The 19,340-nt window shown below is 71.7% G+C and carries 17 protein-coding genes and 1 pseudogene; 9 read left to right on the top strand and 9 right to left on the bottom strand.

Annotated features, from left to right (window positions below):
* Window positions 1–59: 59 nt before the first annotated feature.
* Window positions 60–863 (top strand): hypothetical protein, encoded by an 804-nt coding sequence (locus ACIBK8_RS17810; protein WP_399042777.1) that lies wholly within the window; start codon window positions 60–62, stop codon window positions 861–863.
* Here the strand turns inward: ACIBK8_RS17810 and ACIBK8_RS17815 are convergent.
* The 5 genes from ACIBK8_RS17815 to ACIBK8_RS17835 form a co-directional block, all read right to left on the bottom strand.
* Window positions 847–1,620: a succinate dehydrogenase iron-sulfur subunit gene (locus ACIBK8_RS17815; protein WP_399042778.1), complete on the bottom strand. Its 774-nt coding sequence runs from the start codon at window positions 1,618–1,620 to the stop codon at window positions 847–849. The two genes, ACIBK8_RS17810 and ACIBK8_RS17815, sit on opposite strands and share 17 nt — an antisense overlap.
* Window positions 1,620–3,374: a succinate dehydrogenase flavoprotein subunit gene (gene sdhA / locus ACIBK8_RS17820; protein ID WP_393688942.1), complete on the bottom strand. Its 1,755-nt coding sequence runs from the start codon at window positions 3,372–3,374 to the stop codon at window positions 1,620–1,622. The genes ACIBK8_RS17815 and sdhA overlap by 1 nt, the downstream gene beginning before the upstream one ends.
* Window positions 3,375–3,397: 23 nt before the next feature.
* Entirely contained in the window at window positions 3,398–3,877 is a 480-nt protein-coding gene (locus tag ACIBK8_RS17825) for a succinate dehydrogenase hydrophobic membrane anchor subunit (RefSeq protein ID WP_399042779.1), read from the bottom strand.
* Window positions 3,878–3,886: 9 nt separating this feature from the next.
* Window positions 3,887–4,267, bottom strand: coding sequence for a succinate dehydrogenase, cytochrome b556 subunit (gene sdhC, locus ACIBK8_RS17830; RefSeq protein ID WP_037678497.1), 381 nt, complete (start codon window positions 4,265–4,267; stop codon window positions 3,887–3,889).
* A gap of 180 nt (window positions 4,268–4,447) precedes the next feature.
* Window positions 4,448–4,993 carry a 2-oxo-4-hydroxy-4-carboxy-5-ureidoimidazoline decarboxylase gene (locus tag ACIBK8_RS17835; protein WP_399042836.1) on the bottom strand — a complete coding sequence of 182 codons (546 nt, stop codon included), beginning with the start codon at window positions 4,991–4,993 and terminating at the stop codon, window positions 4,448–4,450.
* Between the two features lie 459 nt (window positions 4,994–5,452).
* Here ACIBK8_RS17835 and ACIBK8_RS17840 point away from each other — a divergent pair, with 459 nt between their 5' ends.
* From ACIBK8_RS17840 to ACIBK8_RS17860, 5 genes are all read left to right on the top strand, one after another.
* Window positions 5,453–7,201, top strand: coding sequence for a glycoside hydrolase family 20 protein (locus ACIBK8_RS17840; protein WP_399042781.1), 1,749 nt, complete (start codon window positions 5,453–5,455; stop codon window positions 7,199–7,201).
* Between the two features lie 370 nt (window positions 7,202–7,571).
* Complete coding sequence (locus ACIBK8_RS17845) at window positions 7,572–8,423, top strand: RNA polymerase sigma factor (protein WP_399042782.1); 852 nt, start codon at window positions 7,572–7,574, stop codon at window positions 8,421–8,423.
* A complete protein-coding gene (locus ACIBK8_RS17850; protein ID WP_399042783.1) occupies window positions 8,423–9,430 on the top strand; it encodes a hypothetical protein in 1,008 nt (335 codons plus the stop codon). The genes ACIBK8_RS17845 and ACIBK8_RS17850 overlap by 1 nt, the downstream gene beginning before the upstream one ends.
* A 318-nt stretch (window positions 9,431–9,748) precedes the next feature.
* The gene (locus ACIBK8_RS17855; protein ID WP_399042784.1) at window positions 9,749–11,350 is read left to right on the top strand and encodes a methylmalonyl-CoA mutase; all 1,602 of its coding nucleotides are present in this window, start codon (window positions 9,749–9,751) and stop codon (window positions 11,348–11,350) included.
* A 35-nt stretch (window positions 11,351–11,385) separates the two neighbouring features.
* The gene (locus ACIBK8_RS17860; RefSeq protein ID WP_030981280.1) at window positions 11,386–11,598 is read left to right on the top strand and encodes a hypothetical protein; all 213 of its coding nucleotides are present in this window, start codon (window positions 11,386–11,388) and stop codon (window positions 11,596–11,598) included.
* 31 nt (window positions 11,599–11,629) lie between these two features.
* Here ACIBK8_RS17860 and ACIBK8_RS17865 read toward each other — a convergent pair whose 3' ends face one another.
* On the bottom strand, window positions 11,630–12,331 hold the full coding sequence (locus ACIBK8_RS17865) for a FadR/GntR family transcriptional regulator (RefSeq protein ID WP_393688928.1): 702 nt from the start codon (window positions 12,329–12,331) through the stop codon (window positions 11,630–11,632).
* Window positions 12,332–12,464: 133 nt separating this feature from the next.
* On the opposite strand from ACIBK8_RS17865, the gene ACIBK8_RS17870 reads away from it, so the two are divergent.
* The gene (locus ACIBK8_RS17870) at window positions 12,465–12,974 is read left to right on the top strand and encodes a gluconokinase (protein WP_399042785.1); all 510 of its coding nucleotides are present in this window, start codon (window positions 12,465–12,467) and stop codon (window positions 12,972–12,974) included.
* A gap of 44 nt (window positions 12,975–13,018) precedes the next feature.
* Window positions 13,019–14,431: a GntP family permease gene (locus ACIBK8_RS17875; RefSeq protein ID WP_393688924.1), complete on the top strand. Its 1,413-nt coding sequence runs from the start codon at window positions 13,019–13,021 to the stop codon at window positions 14,429–14,431.
* Between the two features lie 200 nt (window positions 14,432–14,631).
* On the opposite strand, the pseudogene ACIBK8_RS17880 reads toward ACIBK8_RS17875, so the two are convergent.
* The 3 genes and pseudogenes from ACIBK8_RS17880 to ACIBK8_RS17890 all read right to left on the bottom strand — a co-directional run bounded on the left by ACIBK8_RS17880 (window position 14,632) and on the right by ACIBK8_RS17890 (window position 18,598).
* Window positions 14,632–15,198: pseudogene (locus tag ACIBK8_RS17880) on the bottom strand (hypothetical protein).
* A 31-nt stretch (window positions 15,199–15,229) separates the two neighbouring features.
* Complete coding sequence (locus tag ACIBK8_RS17885; protein WP_399042786.1) at window positions 15,230–16,816, bottom strand: DUF2079 domain-containing protein; 1,587 nt, start codon at window positions 16,814–16,816, stop codon at window positions 15,230–15,232.
* 198 nt (window positions 16,817–17,014) lie between these two features.
* Window positions 17,015–18,598, bottom strand: a complete 1,584-nt coding sequence (locus tag ACIBK8_RS17890) for an FAD-dependent monooxygenase (protein WP_399042787.1) — start codon at window positions 18,596–18,598, stop codon at window positions 17,015–17,017.
* Between the two features lie 38 nt (window positions 18,599–18,636).
* Between ACIBK8_RS17890 and ACIBK8_RS17895 the strand changes: the two genes are divergently transcribed.
* Complete coding sequence (locus ACIBK8_RS17895; RefSeq protein WP_399042788.1) at window positions 18,637–19,335, top strand: TetR/AcrR family transcriptional regulator C-terminal domain-containing protein; 699 nt, start codon at window positions 18,637–18,639, stop codon at window positions 19,333–19,335.
* The last annotated feature ends 5 nt before the right edge of the window (window positions 19,336–19,340 follow it).

Genomic DNA, 19,340 nt, shown 5'->3' on the forward strand with positions numbered 1-19,340 from the left:
GTGTGCACCGCGCTCGGGGGAGCTGCGGGGCCGGACGGCGGGGGGTTGGCGTGCTGCGAGTGCACTTCACGAGGCAGGATCTGGCGCGTACGAGGGTGGCGGACGGGGCGGACCCGCTGTGGGAGACCGCGCTGAGCCTGCACAGACTGCGGGGCTCCGGGGCCGATCCGGCGCTGGACGCCTGGCGGCAGCACGCCGTACGGCACGGCCCCGGGCCGCTGCGGATCCTGCTGCCCCTGGTGCCGCGGCACGGCTACTTCCCGGACTTCCTCACCCCGTACGCCGGTTCGGAGGGTGTCGAGCCGGGCCTCGAAGCGGTGATGCGGACGCCGCGGCAGCGGCTGCGGGAGGAGCTGGCGGTGCTGGCGGAGAGCCATCCGCTGCCGGTCCTGGCGCGGGACCTGGCGGACGGTGAGCCGGCCGCGCTGCGGCAGCTCGCGCGCGGTCTGCGCACCTATCACCATCTGGCGATCGCGCCCGGCTGGTCGCGGATAGCGGAGCGGGTGGCCGCCGACCGGGCGCTGCGGCAGCACGCGCTGGGACAGTCGGGCGCCGAGGCGCTGCTGCGGACCTTCGGGGCGGCGATGCGCTGGCGTCCGCCGGTCCTGGAGGTCCGCTACCCGGTGGAGCGTGACCTGCATCTGGCGGGCCGCGGACTGCTGCTGGTGCCCTCGTACTTCTGCGACGGGCCGGTGGCGCCCGCCGACCCCGGGCTGCCGCCGGTGCTGGTGTACCCGGCGGGCGCGGACGCGGAAGGGCCCCGCTTCCGTACGGAGCGAAGCGGGGCCCTCCGGGGCGTGCAGACCCGGATCGGTACCGTCATCGGCACCCGAACCGGGGCAGGGATCAGAAGCGTCGCGTGATCAGCGCGCGCTTGACCTCCTGGATCGCCTTGGTGACCTCGATACCGCGCGGGCAGGCGTCCGTGCAGTTGAAGGTCGTGCGGCAGCGCCAGACGCCGTCCTTGTCGTTGAGGATTTCGAGCCGCTGCTCGCCACCCTCGTCACGGCTGTCGAAGATGAAGCGGTGCGCGTTGACGATCGCCGCCGGGCCGAAGTACTGGCCGTCGTTCCAGAACACCGGGCAGGAGGACGTGCAGGCGGCGCAGAGGATGCACTTCGTCGTGTCGTCGAAGCGCTCGCGGTCCTCGGCGGTCTGCAGCCGCTCACGGGTCGGCTCGTTGCCCTTGGTGATCAGGAAGGGCATCACGTCGCGGTACGCCTGGAAGAACGGCTCCATGTCCACGACCAGGTCCTTGAGGACCGTCAGGCCCTTGATGGCCTCGACCGTGATCGGCTTCTGCGGGTTGATGTCCTTGATCAGCGTCTTGCACGCCAGGCGGTTCTTGCCGTTGATGCGCATGGCGTCCGAGCCGCAGATGCCGTGGGCGCAGGAACGGCGGAACGTCAGGGTGCCGTCCTGGTCCCACTTGATCTTGTGGAGGGCGTCCAGGACGCGCTCCTTGGGATCGATCTCCAGCTGGAAGTCCTGCCAGCTCGCCTCGTCCGAGACCTCCGGGTTGAACCGGCGGATCCGGAAGGTGGCGGTGATCATCTGCGAAGCGGTGTTCTCCGCCGCGTCCAGTGCCGCGGAGTGCTTCTCAAGCGTGGGGCTGCTCATCAGTACTTACGCTCCATCGGCTGGTAGCGGGTCTGCACGACCGGCTTGTAGTCGAGGCGGATCGACTCCGAGCCGTCTGCGCCCACCTCGCGGTACGCCATGGTGTGCCGCATGAAGTTGACGTCGTCGCGGTTGGGGTAGTCCTCGCGGTAGTGACCGCCGCGGGACTCCTTGCGGGCGAGTGCGGACACGGCCATGACCTCGGCCAGGTCGAGCAGGTTGCCCAGCTCGATGGCCTCCAGCAGGTCGGTGTTGAACCGCTTGCCCTTGTCCTGGACGGACACGTTCAGGTACCGCTCGCGCAGCTCGCCGATCTTCTCGACCGCGGTCTTGATCGTCTGCTCGGTGCGGAACACCATCACGTTGGCGTCCATGCACTCCTGGAGCTCCTTGCGGATGTCCGTGACCCGCTCGGTGCCGTGGGAGTCGCGCAGCCGCTCGACCTGGTCGATGACCTGCTGCGCCGGGTTCTCGGGCAGCTCGACGAAGTCGTGGTCGGCGGAGTACTCGGCCGCGGCGATGCCGGCCCGGCGCCCGAAGACGTTGATGTCCAGGAGCGAGTTGGTGCCCAGGCGGTTGGCGCCGTGCACGGAGACGCAGGCGACCTCGCCGGCGGCGTACAGGCCCGGCACGACGGTGTCGTTGTCGCGCAGCACCTCGCCCTCGACGTTGGTCGGGATGCCGCCCATGGCGTAGTGCGCGGTCGGCTGGATCGGGATCGGGTCCGTGTAGGGCTCGATGCCGAGGTAGGTCCGCGCGAACTCGGTGATGTCGGGCAGCTTGGCGTCCAGCTGCTCCGGCGGCAGGTGCGTGAGGTCCAGGTAGACGTGGTCGCCCTCGGGACCGCAGCCGCGGCCCTCTCGGATCTCCGTGTAGATGGAGCGGGAGACGACGTCACGGGACGCGAGGTCCTTCATGACCGGCGCGTACTTCTCCATGAAGCGCTCGCCGTCCTTGTTGCGGAGGATGCCGCCCTCACCACGGGCGCCCTCCGTCAGCAGGATGCCCATCCGCCAGATGCCGGTCGGGTGGAACTGGAAGAACTCCATGTCCTCCAGCGGCAGCCCGCGGCGGTAGGCCGCGGCCTGGCCGTCACCGGTCAGCGTGTGGGCGTTGGAGGTCACCTTGAAGAACTTGCCGGTGCCGCCGGAGGCGAAGATGATCGACTTCGCCTGGAAGACGTGGATCTCGCCGGTCGCCAGCTCGTACGCGACGACGCCTGCGGACTTCTTCACGCCGTCGACGTCCTGGAGCAGCAGGTCCAGCACGTAGAACTCGTTGAAGAACTCCACGCCCTCCTTGACGCAGTTCTGGTACAGCGTCTGGAGGATCATGTGGCCGGTGCGGTCCGACGCGTAGCAGGAGCGGCGGACCGGGGCCTCGCCGTGGTTACGCGAGTGACCGCCGAAGCGGCGCTGGTCGATCGTGCCGTCCGGGGTGCGGTTGAACGGCAGGCCCATCTTCTCCAGGTCGAGGACCGAGTCGATGGCCTCCTTCGCGAGGATCTCGGCGGCGTCCTGGTCGACCAGGTAGTCGCCGCCCTTGATCGTGTCGAAGGTGTGCCACTCCCAGTTGTCCTCCTCGACGTTGGCGAGGGCGGCGGCCATGCCGCCCTGCGCCGCGCCGGTGTGGGAGCGGGTCGGGTAGAGCTTCGTCAGGACCGCGGTGCGGCTGCGCTTCGTCGACTCGATGGCCGCGCGCATGCCCGCGCCGCCGGCGCCGACGATGACGGTGTCGTACTTGTGGATCTTCATTGGTCGTTACCTCAGCCCCGGCTTCAGGCGATGTTCGGGTCGAAGGTGAAGATCACCAGCGTGCCCAGAAGGACGGTGAACACCGTGGCGGTGTAGAGCAGCATCTTCAGCCAGAAGCGGGTCTTGTCCCGCTGCGCGTAGTCGTTGATGACGGTACGCAGGCCGTTGGCGCCGTGCAGCATGGCGAGCCACAGCATGCACAGGTCCCATGCCTGCCAGAACGGCGAGGCCCAGCGGCCGGCCACGAAGGCGAAGCCGATCTTGGAGACACCGCCGTCCAGCACCAGCTGGATCAGCAGGTGACCCAGGACGAGGACGACCAGCACGACGCCGGACAGCCGCATGAACAGCCAGCCGTACAGCTCGAAGTTGGTGCGCGTCGACTTCGGGGTCTTGCCGGTGCGCTTGCGCGGCGGCTCGATCACGGGCGCGGGGTTGTCCACGTCGTAAAGGCTGACGTCGTTCACGGTCGCACCTGCGGGGGAAGTTGTTTCAGCAGACATCTCGCGTCATCAGCTCCCGAACAGCGTGCGCAGGGTGTGCTGCAGCACGGGGTAGAAGGCACCGGCCATCAGCACGACCCAGACGCCCACAACGGTCCACAGCATCTGCTTCTGGTACTTCGGGCCCTTCGACCAGAAGTCCACCGCGATGACGCGAAGGCCGTTGAGCGCGTGGAAGAGGATTGCGGCGACGAGGCCGTACTCCAGCACGTTGACGATGGGTGTCTTGTAAGTCGCGACGACGTCGTCATAGGCCTCGGGAGAGACCCTGACGAGAGCGGTGTCGAGGACGTGTACGAACAGGAAGAAGAAGATGAGGACGCCAGTGACTCGATGAGCCACCCAGGACCACATGCCTTCCCGGCCGCGGTACAGCGTTCCAGCCGGCACGGAAAAACCCTCCGGGAGCGGGGATTGGGGCCTGCCGGCTTCTCTGTCGGTCTGGCCCGGCCGGGTACGGTCCACCGGCCCTGGCCATCGTAGCGACGCGCTGTCGGTTCCTTACGCCGGGGCCCTTAGGTGTGATCAAACAGGCACCAACGGGCTATCACACAAGAGCGAATCGGGATGTTATGGACATTCAGCCGCAAGGCGTGCCAGTCGGCCGCGGACCAGGCGGCGCATCTCGTCCGCGGTGACCGCGCGCTCCTCGTCCGGGTCGTTCCCCAGCCGGGTGCGGATACCGGCCAGCATCTGGTCCAGCTGCTCGTCGTCGCGGTAGCCGTCGAGGCAGATGACGAAGGCGTGCCGGAAGCGGCGCTCGTACTCGGCGTGCGCGGCGCGCAGGGCGGTGTGGGCGGCGAGTGTGCCGGGCCCGGTGGCGACCGGCAGCGGCAGCGGGGCCGCCGACTCGGCGGCCAGTGCCTCGTCCAGATCGGCCGGGGTGAGGTCGTAGCACGCCTCGTCGGACGCGGCGAGCAGCGCGCCCAGATCGGGATACGGCCGGTGCGCGGCGATCCGCGCGACCCACCTGCGGCTGCCGCAGCAGGCCGGCAGCGCGGCCGTGGCGGCGTCCGGCGGCAGGGCGTTGAAGGCGGCCGGTTCCCCGGTGTCCGAAAGCGGCAGGGGCGGGCCCGGGGTCTGCGAGGGTATGCCGCGCCGCGGAGTGTGGGACAGGTACAGCGTCGTCGGCCGGGCGGCCGGAAGGTCACCGGACAGCGTGGGCTCCTCGGACGGGGCGGACGGGACGGGGTCGCACCGGGTGGGTGCCGGGCACGCGGCCGGCGGTGCGTCGACGGGTGCGGTGCGGACTGCTGACGGAAGCTGGACGGGCGGCGTACCGATCCCGGACGGGTGCGGAAGCGGAGGTGAGGGCCGTGACGACTGGTCTGCGGCGCGCGACCCCGGTGCGATTCCGGCGGTCCGGGAGCCCGGTGCGCGGGCTGCCGAGTGGAGACGCCACCGTAACGACGGCCGTTGGGCACTGTCCGACGGATGCGCGCTTTTCACCCGGATGAGAGACGTTTCACGTAGGCGACGGGCGTCAGGCAGTGTCGTGATCTTGCGTTTCCGCAGTGTGTGCCGTCAACGCCGCGCACTTTCCGTGTCTTCGCCCAGAAAAGTGAGGATTGCACGATGTTGAACCCGAGCCGGCCGAGGCGCCCCGAATGGCCCAACTTGGCGCCGCGGGTGCGGCGGACCCGCACCCAGGGCCCTGACGCACCCACAGGAACGGCGCGCATATCCCGTTCCCCCGGATCCCGCGCCGCCCTCCCCGCCGCCCTGCTGGCCGCCGCGCTGGCGCTGGCCGGCTGCTCGAACGCCGCCGACGCCGATCCCCCCGGCAGCACCGGATCCTCGCCGTCCGCCGGCCCCACCCCCACCTGGCAGGCGGTGACGGGCAAGCCCCGCACCATCCCCGCCGTACGGGACTTCAAACCGGCCGACGGGCGCGGCTGGCGGCCCTCCAAGGGCGCGCGGATCGTGGTGCCGGCCGGCGAGAAGAGCACCGTCGCCGACGAGGCGCGGCTGCTCGCGCAGGACCTCGGCGGCATCCCCGTCGTCTGGGGCGAGCAGACCGTACGGCCCGGCGACATCGAGCTGAAGCTCACCGGCAAGGGCGGCGGGCTGCCGGACAACGCCCCGGCCCGCTCCACCGCCGACGAGGCGTACACCCTCACCGCCCGCGGCACCCGGCTCACCCTCAGCGCCCCCACCGACGCCGGCATCTTCCAGGGCACCAGGACCGTCAAGCAGGCGGTGCACGCCGCCGGCGGCCTGCCCGAGGGGACCATCGACGACCGTCCCGACCGGCTCCAGCGCGGCATGCTGCTGGACAACGCCCGCAAGCCCTTCGACGCGCAGTGGATCGAGGCCAGGATCCGCGAGCTGGGCGACCTCAAACTCAACCAGCTCCAGCTGCACTTCTCCGACGACCAGGGCTTCCGCATCGAGAGCGACAGCCACCCGGAGATCGTCTCCAAGGACCACCTGACCAAGGCCCAGGTCCGCCACCTGGTGAAGCTGGCGCAGTCCCGGCACGTCACCGTCATCCCGGAGATCGACTCGCCAGGACACCTGGGCGCGGTGCTCGACAAGCACCCCGACCTCCAGCTCCGCAACGCCCAGGGCACCGTGCTGCGCGGCGCCATCGACATCTCCAAGCCCGCATCCGCCAAGATCGTCGACGATCTGCTGCGCGAGTACGCCCCGCTGTTCGGCTCACCCAAGGGCGCGCCCGCCTACTGGCACCTCGGCGGCGACGAGTACCAGGCGCTGATGGTCTCCGACCCGGCCGCCTCGTACCCCGGCCTCGCGCAGGCCGCCCGGAAGAAGTACGGGCCGCAGGGCACCATCGAGGATCTGGCGACCGGCTGGCTCAACGACCGTCAGAAGACGGTGGAGAAGGCGGGCAAGAACCGGATCGAGGCGTGGAACGACGGCTTCTTCCCGGACGCGAAGGTCAAGGCCGACAAGAACCGCACGGTCGGCTACTGGACCGGCAAGGAGATCGGCAAGCGCGACCCCGCGGAATTCCTGCGCGAGGGCCGCAACCTCGTGAACCTCAACGACGAGTACCTCTACTACGTCCTGGGCGAGCCCAACGAGTTCGTCTACCCGACCGGTGAACGCATCTACCGCAGCTGGACCCCGGCGGTGCTGCGCCACACCTCGCCCGTGGACGTGCCGAAGAGCATGACGGGCCCGGACCGTATCCAGGGCGCGCGGTTCGCGATCTGGTGCGACCTCGCCGGATCGCAGACCCCGGAGCAGATCGCCCGCGGCATCCGGATGCCGCTCGCGGCGCTGTCGCAGAAGGTATGGGATCCGCGGACACCCGCGATGAGCTGGGCGGACTTCCGGGCACTGGCCGACAAGGTGTGAGCGGGCGACGGCCCCGCACGAAGGTGACGCGAGGGACGGCCGGGGCCGCCACCCCCCACAGGAGAGGCCCCGGCCGTCGTTCACGGAGGGGCCGGTGACGGCCCCTATTCGTTACAGCGCCGGACGGCCCGAAAGCGTCACAGGGGGTGGGGGCGGGGGCACCGCTCGTGGTCTGGACGGCGGCAGGTCCCGGCCCGTAACGTGCCACGGCCCGGCCCGGGTGCGAAGCCGATGACCAGGCGGGTTACCGTCAGCGTGAACATCCGGGTTACCGGCGGTTCCGGGGTCACCCCGGCGCCGGGGTGACCGGCGGGGCAGTGAATCAGCAAGGACCGGGCAGCGGACGTTCCGCATGCGACAGGATGGATCCGTGCGAGGGGACGACATTCAGCCGGACGACAGCCGGCTGACCGTTGCCGTGCAAGCGGCACAGGACGGTGACGAGGCGGCGTTCCGCGTCGTCTACCGTGCCGTACACCCCCGACTTCTGGGATATGTACGGACGTTGGTGGGTGAAGCGGACGCGGAGGACGTGGCCTCCGAATCCTGGCTCCAGATCACCCGCGACCTCGCCCGCTTCAGCGGAGACGCGGACAGATTCCGCGGCTGGGCCGCCCGCATCGCCCGCAACCGCGCCCTCGACCACATACGGATGCGCGGCAGGCGCCCCGCGGCCGGCGGCGACGAAAGCGAACTCGCCGATACGCCCGCCGCGTCGGACACCGCGGGCGAGGCGCTCGAAGCCCTCGGCACCGGCCGGACCCTCCGGCTGATAGCCCGCCTTCCGCAGGACCAGGCCGAGGCGGTGGTGCTGCGGGTGGTGGTCGGACTCGACGCCAAGAGCACCGCCCAGGTACTCGGCAAGCGGCCGGGCGCGGTGCGGACCGCGGCCCACCGCGGACTGCGCAGGCTCGCCGAACTGCTCACCGGCGACCCCGGCGACTTTGGTGCGGAGGACGGCGCGGGAGCGGCGGCCGGCAACGGCGCGGCAGCACACACGGACAGCACACGACCCGGCGCGAACGGCACGTCACCCGCCCCGGGCAACGACACGGAACAGCGCGCAGGCACCCCATCCGACCGGCCGGAACGCGGTCCGCGCGGGGGTGGTGGAACGATGGGCGGGGTGCCCGCACAGGGACGAAGACGCCGGGACGGCGTCGCGGAATCGTACGTACCCGGTGTGACGGAAACGGCCGCGCGAACGCAGAAGGACATGTGATGGCCGACGACCGGTACACCTGGCTCGACGATGATGCCGCGGAGCGACTGCTGCGCGGCGAGCCGGTCGGTTCCACCACGGGCGACGGCTCCAGGGAACTCGCACAGCTGCTGGCCGACGCCGCGGCGGGCCGGGCGGACGCGACGGCCCCGGCGCCGCTGCCGGGGGAGGAAGCCGCCGTCGCCGCCTTCCGCCGGGCGCACGCCGGAGCCGGTGCGACGGCGACGGAGGTCCGCCCCGCCCCCGCGCCCGTCCGCCCCGAACCCACCACATTCGCCCGCCCCTTCCGGCGCGGTCTCGCCGTGGCGCTGGCCGCCTGCGCCATCGGCGGGGTCGCCGTCGCCGCCGGCACCGGCGTGCTGCCCACGCCGTTCCGCGGCGGCGGCACCGAACCCGAGCCCGGATCCAGCGTCTCCGCCGCGGTCACCCCCGGCATCCTGGAGAGCGAGGAGCCCGGCACGGTCCCCGAGGACGGCACGCGGTCACCCGGGACGACGCCCCCCGGCCAGGACCCGACCGACCCGGCGGCTTCGGAGACCCCCGACACCTCGGCGGGCGGCACCTCGGGACCGCCGGCCGACGGCCACACCCCCGGCGACGGCTCCGACGACGACGGCGCCACCGCGGGTACCGGCAACGGCGGCGGTCACACCGGCGGGCAGAACGGCGGGGACGACCGGCACGCCGTCATCGCGTCGCTCTGCCGCAACTACCAGGCGGGCAAGCGCGGCGAGATGGACGCCGACACCCTCCACCGCCTCGAACAGGCCGCCGGCGGCCCGGCCAAGGTCCACGGGTTCTGCCGCGACTACCTCAAGAAGTACCCGTCGGGCTCGGGCGGCCAAGCCGGCGGCGGACAGAACGGCGGCCACGACGAGGACGACGACCACCACCCGTCACCCGGTCCTGGCTCCACCCCAGGTCAGGGCGGGAACGCCCCGGGCCCGAGACCCTCGGGCAGCACCACGGTCCAGGCCCCGAAACCCCAGGCCCTCCGTACGGTGTGACGTTTTTCCGGCGCCCGGCGCAGTACTGGATGAAGCCGACTGGTCATCGGCTGCGCGCAGGCCCGGGTTCCCCCCGTACCCACGGCTTGGCGCATTCGGCGCGGGCGGGGCACGTTCCCCCGGCCCTGCCCGCGCCCCCCACTTCCCCGGCACCTCCCGCCCCCGCCCTCCCGGCGCTGCGCCGCGCCGCCCGTGCGGGCAGGCTGGGACATGCGGCCCCGGTACGCCGCCCCGAGGCGCGGGGCCCGCCGCTCCGGCCCCTCGCGGCAGCCGCCGCCCCGCACGGAGCGCCCCGTACGTCCGGCAGGAGGCGGAACCATGGCAGGTGACTCCGACAGCGTCCGGCACACCGAGAGCGGACTGCCGATCGCGCCGGTGTACGGGCCCGAAGCGCTCGACGGCTGGGATCCGCAACGCCGCATCGGCGTCCCCGGTGGCTACCCGTTCACCCGCGGCGTCCACCCGTCGATGTACACCGGCCGCCCGTGGACCATGCGCCAGTACGCGGGCTTCGGCACCGCGGCCGATTCCAACACCAGGTTCCGGCAGCTGATCGCCCACGGCACGACCGGCCTGTCGGTCGCCTTCGACCTGCCGACGCAGATGGGGTACGACTCGGACGCGCCGCTCGCGGGCGGCGAGGTCGGCAAGGTCGGCGTCGCCGTCGACTCGGCCGACGACCTGCGCGCCCTCTTCGACGGCATCCCGCTGGACCGGGTCTCCACGTCGATGACCATCAACGCCCCCGCCGCGCCACTGCTCCTCCTCTACCAACTCGTGGGCGAGGAACAAGGAGTGACGGGTAGTCAGCTCACCGGGACGATCCAGAACGACGTGCTCAAGGAGTACATCGCCCGGGGCACCTACATCTTCCCGCCCGGCCCTTCCCTGCGGCTGACCGCCGACATCTTCCGGTACTGCCGGGCCGAGATCCCGCGCTGGAACACCATCTCCGTCTCCGGCTACCACCTGGCGGAAGCCGGCGCCTCGCCCGTGCAGGAGGTCGCCTTCACCCTCGCCAACGCCATCGCCTACGTCCGCACCGCCGTCGCCGCGGGCATGGACGTCGACGACTTCGCGCCGCGCCTCTCGTTCTTCTTCGTCGCGCGCACCACACTCCTCGAAGAGATCGCCAAGTTCCGTGCCGCGCGCAGGATGTGGGCGCGGGTGATGAAGGAGCAGTTCGGCGCGGAGAACCCCAAGTCGCTGATGCTGCGCTGCCACACCCAGACCGCCGGCGTGCAGCTCACCGCCCAGCAGCCGGAGGTCAATCTCGTACGGGTCGCCCTCCAGGGGCTCGCCGCGGTGCTCGGCGGCACCCAGTCGCTGCACACCAACGCCTTCGACGAGGCGCTCGCGCTGCCCACGGACACCTCGGCGCGTCTCGCGCTGCGCACCCAGCAGGTGCTGCGGTACGAGACCGACGTCACGGCCACCGTCGACCCGTTCGCCGGTTCCTACGCGGTCGAGTCGATGACCGACGAGCTGGAGGCGGCGGCCGGCCGGCTCATGGGGAAGGTGGCGGAGCTGGGCGGCGCGGTGGCCGCCGTCGAGAAGGGCTTCCAGAAGGGCGAGATCGAGCGCAACGCGTACCGCATCGCGCGGGAGACGGACGCAGGCGAGCGGGTCGTCGTCGGCGTCAACCGCTTCCGGCTCGACGAGGAGGCGCCCTACGAGCCGCTGCGCGTCGACCCGGCGATCGAGGCCGGGCAGGTCAGCCGCCTTGCCGCCCTGCGGTCCGTACGGGACGGCGCCGCGGTGAGGGCGGCGCTGTCCCGGCTGCGGCGGGCCGCCGAGGGGACGGACAACGTGCTCTACCCCATGCGCGAGGCGCTGCGCGGCTCGGCGACGGTCGGCGAGGTCTGCGACGCGCTGCGCGAGGTCTGGGGGACGTATGAGCCGAGGTCCCAGGGCCTGTGAGCTGACCTGATCCGGGGTTGCGTCAGACTGTTCCCATGTCGTCACCCCGCCGCGCGTGCCCCGTCTGCACCCGAGAGATCGCCGTTGTCGGCGGCCGTTTCGCCCGTCACGACCCGCCGGGGCGCCGTACGGTGCTGGAGCTGATCTCCTGCCCGGGGTCGCGCCGGATCGCCCCGATGATGGCGCCGGCGGAGAAGCTCTTCGACCCGGAAGAGCCGCCGATCCCCGGGCAGCAGCCGCTGTTCTGAGACGGGCCCTGCGGGGCTTGTGCCGCCTCGACTACGGTGCCAGGACGTCCAGTTCGGCCATCGCGCCCACCGTGATCTCCCGGGTCAGCGACTCGGCCCGCGCCGCGTCGCCGACCCGTACCGCCTCCGCCACCTGCACGTGCAGGGAGACCGCCGCCGGGTCGGGGTCGGTGAACATCACGTGGTGCTGGGTGCGGCCGGTCAGTACCGCGGCGACCACGTCGCCGAGCCGCGCGAACATCTCGTTTCCCGACGCGGTCAGCACCACGCGGTGGAAGGCCGTGTCGTGCACCAGATACGCGTCGAGCTGCTGGCCGCGTGAGGTGGCGACCATGCCCATGGCCTGTTCGGTCAGGTCGGCGCACTGTTCGGGGGTGGCGTGGGTGGCCGCCAGGCCCGCCGCGATCGGTTCGACGGCCGAGCGCAGCACGGTCAGGGAGCGGAGCTGCCGTGGGCGGTCCCGGCCGGCCAGGCGCCAGCCGATCACCCTCGGGTCGTAGACGTTCCACTCCTCGGTGGGGCGGACGGTGACGCCGACCCGGCGGCGGGACGCCACCAGCTGCATGGACTCCAGGACGCGGATGGCCTCGCGGATGACCGTGCGCGAGACGTCGAAGCGCTCTTCGAGTTCGTCGGTGCGCAGGACCGTGCCCGGAGGGTAATCGCCCGCGGTGATCGCCGGGCCGAGGGATTCGAGCACCCGAGCGTGCAGTCCCTTCCCCTGGTTTTCCATGGGGATCACCCTACTTTCCGGGCCGGACGCTTTTAAGTATGACGTTTTCGCCACATGGTCTTGAATAAGTCGTACCTAATAGGTTTCAGTGGGGTGTCATACCGAGGTCGAAGAAGACAGCGAGGTACACGGGATGAGCACGCCCCACGTCATCGTCGTGATGGGAGTGGCCGGCACCGGCAAGACCACGATCGGCCCGCTGGTGGCCGCCGAACTCGGTGTCACCTACGCCGAGGGCGACGACTTCCATCCCCCGGCCAACATCGCCAAGATGTCGGCCGGTACCCCGCTGGACGACACCGACCGCGGCCCCTGGCTGGACGCCATCGGCGCCTGGGCGCACGAACAGGCAGGTCAGGGCGGGGTGGTCAGCTGCTCCGCACTCAAGCGCCGCTACCGCGACCGGCTCCGCGCCGCCGCACCCGGCGTGGTCTTCCTGCACCTGACCGGCGACCGCGCGCTGATCGAGGCGCGGATGACCGAACGCCAGGGCCACTTCATGCCCACCGCGCTGCTCGACTCGCAGTTCGCCACCCTCGAACCGCTCGGCTCCGACGAGCGCGGCGTCGGTGTGGACGTCGGCGGCACGCCCGAGGAGATCGCCGCACGGGCCGCCGAAGCGCTGCACGCTCTGGCGGTCTGAACCGCCGAGGGCCTCCCTTCCCTTCCCCTCTTCAAGGAATCGCCGTGACTCATCTCAGCGTGGAGATGCTCGCAGCGGACGTGGCCCCGCCGATCACCTCGGCCGGTCATGCACAGCTGGGCATCGCCGTTCTGGCCGGCATCGCCGTCATCGTCCTGCTCATCACCAAGTTCAAGCTGCACGCCTTCCTGTCGCTGATCATCGGCTCGCTGGTGCTCGGGGCGGTCGCCGGTGCGCCGCTCGACAAGGCCATCGCCAGCTTCTCCGCAGGTCTCGGCGACACCGTCGCGGGCACCGGCGTGCTGATCGCCCTCGGCGCGATCCTCGGCAAGCTGCTCGCCGACTCGGGCGGCGCCGACGTGATCGTCGACACGATCCTCGCCAGGGCGAGCCGGCGGTCGATGCCCTGGGCGATGGTGCTGATCGCCTGCGTCGTCGGGCTGCCGATCTTCTTCGAGGTCGGCATTGTGCTGCTGATCCCGGTCGTGCTGCTGGTCGCCAAGCGCGGCAACTTCTCGCTGATGCGCATCGGCATCCCCGCGCTGGCCGGACTGTCGGTCATGCACGGCATGATTCCGCCGCACCCGGGGCCGCTGGTCGCGATCGACGCGGTCGGCGCCAACCTCGGCATCACCCTCGCGCTCGGCGTCGTCGTGGCGATCCCCACCGCGATCATCGCGGGACCGGTCTTCTCCCGTTACGCGGCCCGCTGGGTCGACATCGCGCCGCCCGAGAAGATGCTCCAGGACTCCGACGGATCCGGGCGGCCTTCGGACACCCTGACCCGGCGCCCCGGCTTCGGCATCACCGTCGCCACCGTGCTGCTGCCGGTCGTGATGATGCTGGCCAAGGCGCTGGTGGACATCGTCGTCGACGATCCGAAGGACTCCGTCCAGCGGGTCTTCGACGTGGTCGGCTCGCCGATGATCGCGCTGCTTGCCGGTGTCATCGCCGCGATGTTCACGCTGGGCCGGCCGGCCGGATTCAGCAAGGGGCGGATCGCCTCGACGGTGGAGAAGTCGCTCGGCCCGATCGCCGGTGTCGTGCTGATCGTCGGCGCGGGCGGCGGCTTCAAGCAGACGCTGGTGGACGCCGGAGTCGGCCAGATGATCCTGGAGATCTCCAAGGACTGGAACATCTCCGCGCTGCTGCTCGCCTGGCTGATCGCGGTCGCCATCCGGCTCGCGACCGGCTCCGCCACGGTGGCCACGATTTCCGCGGCAGGTCTGGTCGCCCCGCTCGCCGCGGACCTGAGCACCACCCACGTCGCCCTGCTGGTCCTGGCCATCGGCACCGGCTCGGTGTTCTTCAGCCATGTCAACGACGCCGGATTCTGGCTGGTCAAGGAGTACTTCGGGATGAGCGTCGGCCAGACGTTCAAGACCTGGTCGATCATGGAGACGCTGATCTCGGTCGTCGGCATCATCTGCGTGCTGCTGCTGTCGCTGGTGTTGTAGCCGCGGTCCGGCACGGCAGACCGCCGGTCCACGGACCGGCGCGGAACCCACCGGGCGGCACCCGAGCCGCCCCGGGCGTCACCCCCCCGGCGCCCGTCCTCTCCGGGCCCTCGTTCCCCCGCGAGGGCCCGGAACCCCGCACGGGGCCGTACCGGCCGAACCGCCGCCGGTAGGGCCCCGTGTGCGTTACCGCTCCGCGGTCAGCCGCGCCGGCGAGGGCGGTGGCCCAGGAGTGCGGCCTGTTCCCGTTTGAGGCGGTCGAACCCCTCACGGACGTAGCGGCGCGTCTCGGCGGCGGGGAACGGGGTCGGGAACAGCTCGTGGGCGAAATCGCCCCGCTCCCACCGGGCCGCGGTGATCTCCTCCCAGGCGACGTGCGCGTAGACCTCCAGCAGCACGTCCGGCATGTGCGGCTCCGCCAGCAGGTCGGCCTTGGACACCAGGATGTCGCGCATCTGCCGGAGGTTGGGCAGGAAGGCCGTGGTGACCCACAGCCGTCACTCCGCCAGTTCCTCATCCGTCGGCGGTGTCTCCCCGGGCCCGTGCTGGAGCGGTGATCTGTCGTCCGGCCGGGGATGGCGCTCGGCGAACGCGTGGTACATCCGGCTGTTGGTCTCGGTCAGGGCCAGCAACGGGCCGTAGAACTCGCTGAGTTGGCGGTTCACCCGGGCCAGCCGCTCCTGCCGCTGGGCCAGCCGCAGGCCGTTGAGGTACGTCGCGAGATAGCCGGTGAAGGCCAGGGCGACGGTGAGGATCACGGTGCTCATGGGGTGGGGGGACACCTGTCCTTCCGGGCGGTCAGGGGGCGGCCGTCGGGCGTTTCAGGAGGGTGATGCCGTCCTCCTGGGTGACCTCGCGGTAGCCGTGGGCGCGGTAGAGGTCGAGCATGCGGGCGGTGCCGGCCGCCGGGCACGGTGTTTTGACGGTGGGGTCGTGCCGGTCGGAGACGACCCAGTCGGGTGGCGTGGCCGGGAGGCCGGTCGGTGCGGCCGGGTCGGGGCCGGTGCCGAAGCAGACCAGGCTGACGGTGGTCCGGTCGGTCAGCATCGGCGCCAGCCGGTTCGACGAGGCCACCCGGGCGCCGTCGGGTATGTGCGACAGCACCCGCTCGGCGGTGCGGACGTGGGCGGGGGTGCGCCAGGCCGACGGCAGTACCAGGTCGTGGAAGGGGTAGACGGCCGCGGCTATTGCCGTGAACGCGGCGGAGAAGGCCAGGGCCCGGCGGCGCCGGCGTCCCGGCAGCAGCTCGGGCCGCCGGTGCAGCACATCGATCAGGCCCGCGAAGACGATCGGCATCAGGACGGCGTTGTAGTGGAAGTTCGGCTGCCAGTAGTGCTCGTTGCCGGCGAACAGCCGCCAGCAGAGGGTGGGCAGGCACAGCAGCGTCAGCGGGGAGCGCAGGCAGAAGAAGGCGGTGGGCGCGGCCAGCATGAACAGCAGCAGCCACTTCATCGGCGGCCAGAGGAGGTGCAGCCCGGCCGATGCGAGGCCGATCGGGCCACCGGAGGGCGACGCGCCGCCCGGCATCTGCTGCCAGTAGTCGAAGCCGCCGTGCGGATTCATGGCGGGCAGCAGGACGAGCATCTCCACCGCCGTGCCCGCCACCCCGGCCAGCGCCGCGGCGAGCCCCAGCCACCACGGCCAACGGGGCTGATCCTGCGGCGAGTTGCGCCGGTCGCGGGCCGCCTGCCACATCACGTAACCGCCGATCGCGGCAAGCGTGAGCCCGAGATCCTCCTTGACCAGCAGCAGCGGCAGCGCCCAGGCCACCGCGGCCCGCCACCGCCGCTGCCCGAGCGCCGTCACGCTGAAGGCGAGCAGCGGGACCGCGAAACAGATCTCGTGGAAGTCCTTGGTCACCGCCGTCGCGATGCCCCACGAGGCGCCGAAACCGCAGCCGACGACCAGGCCCGCGACCGGACCTGCCGCGCGGTGCGCCCACCGGGTGAGCGGATAACAGGCCAGCGCCATCAGGGCGGCCTGCACCACGAGCAGCGTGACGGCGCCGGGGAACAGCCGGTACACGGGGGCGACGAGCGCCAGGATCGGGTGGAAGTGATCGCCGAGCAGGTTGAACCCGGGGCCCTTCAGCTCCACGACCGGTGCCTGGCCGTGCGCGTAGGCGCGGATCGCCTGCTCGAATATCCCCAGGTCGTAGCCCGCGTTGAGCATGCGGTCGTGCCTGAGGAGCGAGACGACGGTGTAGAGCGCGAAGCAGATCGCCGTGAGGGACCAGGCCGTGGCGCGCGGCCCGGGAAGGCGGTCGCGGAACGCCGGGCGGCGCTCGGCGTCATCCGCGGGTTCCCGGGCCGCGGGTATCCGCCCCGTCCACGGACGTATGCCCTTCGCCCGCGGCTCACCGGCCCGTTCCGCTGCCTCCACCATCGCTCCACCTGTGCTCGGCCCGCCGGGAAGTCCCGCCACCCGCCGCGGGCTGACGAGGTGTCCGGTGCTCGGCCGCCACGCTGTCCGCCGCGGCGCCGCCACGGGAGTTTAGGTCGCGGGCGCGGCTGTCGGCCGGGGAGGGGCGCGTCGGGGAACCGTCCGTACGGGACCGGGGCCGCCGGGTGTGCGGGACCGGCCTCAGCGTGCCGTCCGTGCGGTGGTGTCCGCGAGGTACGGGCGCAGGGCGTCGGTCGCGTGGGCGGTGGCCCCTGTGGCGGGGGTGGCCGCGGCGATGTAGCCGTCGGGGCGGATGAGGTAGAGGCCGGGGGCGGTGCCGTAGGCGTCGCGGAGGTGGCCGTCGGGGTCGATGAGGTCGGGTGCGGGGCCGGCCGCGCGGACGGTGCGGAGCAGGGCACGGTCGGTGGGGAGCGCGGTGGTGTCGAGGTCGGTCTCGCCGAGTACCAGCAGGGTGAAGTGCGGGCCGCGGAAGAGGTCGAAGAGGCGGACGGGTGTGCCGTCGGGGGTGGCGCAGGGGGCGTCCGGCGCGCGGTCGCCGGCCCGCGGGGCGCCCTCGGGTACGGCGGGGCGCAGTTCGCGGGTGAGCGGGCCTTCCGGGTAGCCGATGTCGAGCTGGTGGAGGTCGCGTCCGCGCTTCATCGTCCCGGAGCGGTGCAGCCGGGAGCTGGTCTCCAGGATCCGGGCGGCGATCGGACGGCGCTCGGCTTCGTAGCTGTCGAGCAGGGCGTCGGGGGCGCCGTGCCGCAGGACCTGGCCGAGCTTCCAGCCGAGGTTGTAGGCGTCCTGGACGCTGGTGTTGAGGCCCTGGCCGCCGGCCGGGGAGTGGATGTGCGCGGCGTCGCCCGCGAGGAAGACCCGGCCGGCGCGGAAGCTGTCGGCCATCCCGGCCTTGGGGCGGAACACCGAGGACCAGACGACCTCGCGGATCTGCTCCACCGTCAGGTGGGTGCGGGCGGCGACCGCGGCGCGTACCGCGTCCGGTGCGGTGTCCGGCTCGGATCCGTCGACGACGTAGCACTGGAAGTGGTCGGTGGTGCCGGCCAGCGGGAGGAGCATGACGAAGGCGCCGTTCGGCTGCTCCCAGCGGTGCCAGTGCTGCCGGTCCAGGCCCTCGATGGCGAGGTCGGCGAGGAGGGCCGCGCCGGTCGGCAGTGAGGGGCCGTCCATGCCGACGCCGATCGCCCTGCGGATCGTGCTCCGGCCGCCGTCGGCCGCCACCAGGTAGCGCGCGTGGGCCGTGCGGAGGCTGCCGTCGGCGGCGCGGAGCAGGCCGCGTACGCCGTCCGCGTCCTGCTCGAAGCCGGTGACTTCGGTGTTCAGCAGCACGCTGCCGCCCAGTTCCGTCAGGCGGTCGCGGAGCACTTCGAGGTTGCGCCACTGCGGGATCATCAGGGCGCTGGCGTACGGCCGCGCGGGGGTCGGCTCGCCGCCGATGATCATGTCGGAGACCTTGGTCATGCGGCCGTCCTCCCAGCGGGCCATCTTCGGGTACGGGCCGCCGGCCGCCCGCGCCGCCTCGATGACGCCGAGGTCTTCGTAGACCTCCTGGGTGCGCGGCTGCACGCCGGTGCCGCGGGCGCCGGGGGAGAGGCGGTCCTGGCGCTCGACGAGCAGGGCGGTGACGCCGCGCCTGGCGAGGTCGATGGCGAGGGCGATGCCGGTGGGGCCGGCGCCGGTGATCAGCACGTCGACGGGGGATCCGGCGGTGGCGGCCGGTTCGGCGGGCAGGGCGGCAGGTACGTCCTTAACATTGTTAAGTTCCATGTTTCCGAGAGTGACCTTAACGGTGTTAAGTTGTCAACATGGCATCGCGAATTGACCGGAAGCAGGTGGTCGACACCGCCCTGCGGCTGCTGAACGACGTGGGTCTCGACGGCCTCACGCTGCGCCGCATCGCGAAGGAGCTGAACGTCCAGGCGCCCGCGCTGTACTGGCACTTCAGGAACAAGCAGGAGCTGCTGGACGAGATGGCCACCGAGATCTTCCGGCGGATGGCGGCGCAGTTCATGCCCGGCGCCCACCGCGGCGGCCCCGACCCGCTCGGCGGGACCTGGCAGGACGCCATGCTCCGCAGCTGCTCGGCGCTGCGCCGCGAACTGCTCGGCCACCGCGACGGCGGCAAGGTCTTCAGCGGCACCCGGATGACCGACGCGGGCTACGCGGCGCCGCTCGAAGGCATCCTGCGCCGCTTCACCGACGCCGGATTCACCCTGCCCGACGCGGTCCGCGCCTGGTGGACGGCGTACAACTACACGATCGGCGTGGTCATCGAGGAACAGTCGGTCTACCCCGAACCGGGCGCCCCGGAGCAGCGCAGCCCCGAAAAGCGCGACCCGGCCTACGACACCGACGACCGGGAGCGGCGGATCGGCGCCGCGTATCCGCTCGCCGCAGGGGCCGGGCGGGTGCTCTTCGACGACCTGGACGCCGGCTTCGAGCAGGGGCTGCGGATCATCGTGGCGGGGACGGCGGCCACCGTGGCGCCCGGGGCGGGCGGCTGACCCGC

The organism is Streptomyces sp. NPDC050161 (genome assembly GCF_044460025.1).
Taxonomy (GTDB): domain Bacteria; phylum Actinomycetota; class Actinomycetes; order Streptomycetales; family Streptomycetaceae; genus Streptomyces.